Source organism: Wolbachia endosymbiont of Drosophila bicornuta (assembly GCF_028982105.1).
GTDB classification, from domain to species: domain Bacteria; phylum Pseudomonadota; class Alphaproteobacteria; order Rickettsiales; family Anaplasmataceae; genus Wolbachia; species Wolbachia pipientis.
In genome coordinates this window covers 1-2,657 of record NZ_JAPQLF010000128.1, presented here as the reverse complement: position 1 = coordinate 2,657, position 2,657 = coordinate 1, and the positions used below count along the sequence as shown (strand labels likewise).

Annotated in this window: 2 protein-coding genes and 1 pseudogene; 2 read left to right on the top strand and 1 reads right to left on the bottom strand. The window is 33.9% G+C overall.

Going from position 1 to position 2,657, the window contains the following annotated elements; all coding sequences use genetic code 11:
• Positions 1 to 69: 69 nt before the first annotated feature.
• Together OZD68_RS05435 and OZD68_RS05430 are read left to right on the top strand one after the other, a co-directional pair.
• Positions 70 to 927, top strand: coding sequence for a hypothetical protein (locus tag OZD68_RS05435; protein WP_275009209.1), 858 nt, complete (start codon positions 70 to 72; stop codon positions 925 to 927).
• Between the two features lie 29 nt (positions 928 to 956).
• Positions 957 to 1,091: a hypothetical protein gene (locus tag OZD68_RS05430; RefSeq protein WP_275009208.1), complete on the top strand. Its 135-nt coding sequence runs from the start codon at positions 957 to 959 to the stop codon at positions 1,089 to 1,091.
• On the opposite strand, the pseudogene OZD68_RS05425 reads toward OZD68_RS05430, so the two are convergent.
• A pseudogene (locus OZD68_RS05425) lies at positions 1,080 to 1,978 on the bottom strand (Rpn family recombination-promoting nuclease/putative transposase). The gene OZD68_RS05430 and the pseudogene OZD68_RS05425 overlap by 12 nt on opposite strands.
• Between the last annotated feature and the right edge of the window lie 679 nt (positions 1,979 to 2,657).

Here is a 2,657-nt window from a genome sequence, read left to right as displayed (position 1 = left end):
GTATTTATATCCTGCTAGTGATTATCTTAGCCATGATAGGGATAGAAGGAGAGTATTTACTTGGAGGCCATGGGCAAAGATAGTCCATATCAATGGAAAATTGAGGATTGTGGATCTACTCGCAAGAAGCGTGATGTACAATATAGTATTACAAAAGAATCTAAGTGTGATCTATCTTATGATAATGCATCAGACAATTCATCGCAAAGTGACGAAATAGGCTATAACAAAATAGGAGCTACAAGCGGAGCAAGTAAGCCGTCTTCATGGATAGATGCTGTTAAAGGTGTTTTTCAGTTTATCTCTTCCCCTTTAAGGGCCGCGTTGCCCTCATTTTCAGAAAATAGCTCTAGCCGTTCTGGTACAGCAGGAAGTAGCTCCAATCATTCTGATACAGTAAGAAACCAAAATATCCAATATACTAGCCAATTTAGTCGTGAAGTTTGTGCGAGTAATAATGCTAGCTTGATGTTTTTCTTGTTACAAGCTTTTCTAGATAAAAAGTGTCCTCTTCCTAAGTTTTCTGATGTTAATCCTGTAAAGGCTCTTTTTTACACATCGGATATTATAAAGTCGTTCAAGGAAGTATTAGAGAAGCAAGCTGAATCGAAAGGTGGTATAAAAATGCACCGCTTAGATATTAATTTTGAGAAATTATTTGAGAAGATTAATGAAAAAATTAGGAGTGGTGAATTTAATGAAATTTCAGGGATTTTAAAATCATACGCAGAGGAGGCATTGCCTGGTAGAGAACCCGGAGATCCCGGTAGATTAAGTCCGAAAAAGTTTGATAAGTTTATGGCTGAATTTATAGCTCTTTTTACAATAATCCGAACAGATCATAATATGCTACTGCTCTACCATAGCCATAAGCACATATCTTATCCTATTCGGACTATTGCGAGAAGTGCTATAATAGAAGAATAGACCCAGTAATAAATCAATTAATGCAACAAATGTTAAGCAGATTAGAAGTGAGTGACGTAAAAGAACAACAAATAAGCTTGGAGCCTAAAAGTTATCTAAATAATACTTCTGTTCAATGTCATTTAACTCAAGCTAGAGGTCAAGGTAAAGTATTAATTCCTTAATTTTCGAATTTCATCTATCGAAAGGCCGGTAATTTGAGCGATAACATCAATAGAGACACCGGCCTTAAGTGAGTTCTTTGCCACTTCGATTTTCTCTGCTTTTCTGCCTTTTTCATGTCCGATTTGGATGCCTTCTTCTCTACCTTTTTCAGTAGCATCATCAAGTTTTTGAGCGAGGACAGCCTGTTCATCAAGAATACGTTTTATTTCCCGTTCATAGGCAATAAATTCTTTTTCTGACCAGTTGAATCTATTTAGCTCTTCATAGGCCTTTTTAATTATTACATCACTACCTATTATTTTTTCCAGCTCTTCTTCACTAGTCTCATCTGCATATCGAAAAAAATAAACCCATTTTTCAACTATATTTTCCAACTGATCTTCCTTATTCTTTGGAAATTTTGGCAACTCAATAAATATAAAATAGAAATCTTTTAGATCATGCTCATTAGTGTCTTCATCTCGAATAGTATGCTTTGATTTGTACTCAGATTTATTAGGAAACAGTACACAATCTGCTATAGCAATGAAGATAATTTCCTTAAGGTTATGATACTGGTCACCTTTATCAGCTTGCCTTGAGTAAGCTTTAGCAGCATAGTATTGGGCACGTCTTTCAAAGCCTTTAGTTTTAGCGACCTGCATTTCGCAAATGTATTGAGCACCTGTAGAATCTCTACAGAGAACATCAACAATACTTTGCTTTTTAGCGGCGATATCGTGGTCTTGAATAGTACTTAAAAACTCTATATCCTTTATTTCATTTTTACCAGTAAAGCCAAGAATATCATTGAGGAAGTGAATAAGGATATCTCTATTTTTTCAGTACCGAAGATACGCTTAAACGATACATCATTTTTGGGATCAAGAAACTTAGAAAAAGTCATAAGAAAGAACCTTAAAAAGCATTAATAATTATACACAATTCTGAAGAAATGTTCAAGTTTTTTATTTTTTTAAGTTTTGAATGCGTTGATGAAAAAAATGTCTCCCATAGATGGCTTTAGAATGCTATAGCTCTTTTTACAATAATCCGAACAGATCATAATATGCTACTGCTCTACCATAGCCATAAGCACATATCTTATCCTATTCGGACTATTGCGAGAAGTGCTATACTACGCACCTTAGACGTCCTTTTGTACATCTTTTATTAACCCTTCTATAAAGCGCCTTAAAAGGCTGGCAAATAGATACTATGAGTTTGGAGCTGTAGGAGACATCAAAGATACCCTTTTTGGTGTATAAAAATACGAATCTACGACAACATCGTTTAAAGAAATTAGCAGCTATTAATATCTTCTACCTTTTCATAAAAAAATAAACAAAAAAAAATTGAAAATTTGATTTGACTTCACCCAAAAGCTATGGCTTTATGCCAATACTGCTAAGAAAATAACAGTAAACATTTAAAAATAATTTATTATTAGTGAAGGGTATATTATATGAACAATAAGAATAAAAGTAAAGATCGTAAAAAAGAAATAGAGTTCCGAATTGACCTTACCCAGAAAAAGTGGAGAGAAAGAAAGGAGTTTTTTCGGGTAAAATAAAATTTTGGAGGAT

What these genes read in the sequence shown, in the direction of transcription:
- OZD68_RS05430 (WP_275009208.1), top strand. Translation starts at nt 957, where the DNA reads ATGTTAAGCAGATTAGAAGTGAGTGACGTAAAAGAACAACAAATAAGC.
- OZD68_RS05435 (WP_275009209.1), top strand. Translation starts at nt 70, where the DNA reads ATGGGCAAAGATAGTCCATATCAATGGAAAATTGAGGATTGTGGATCT.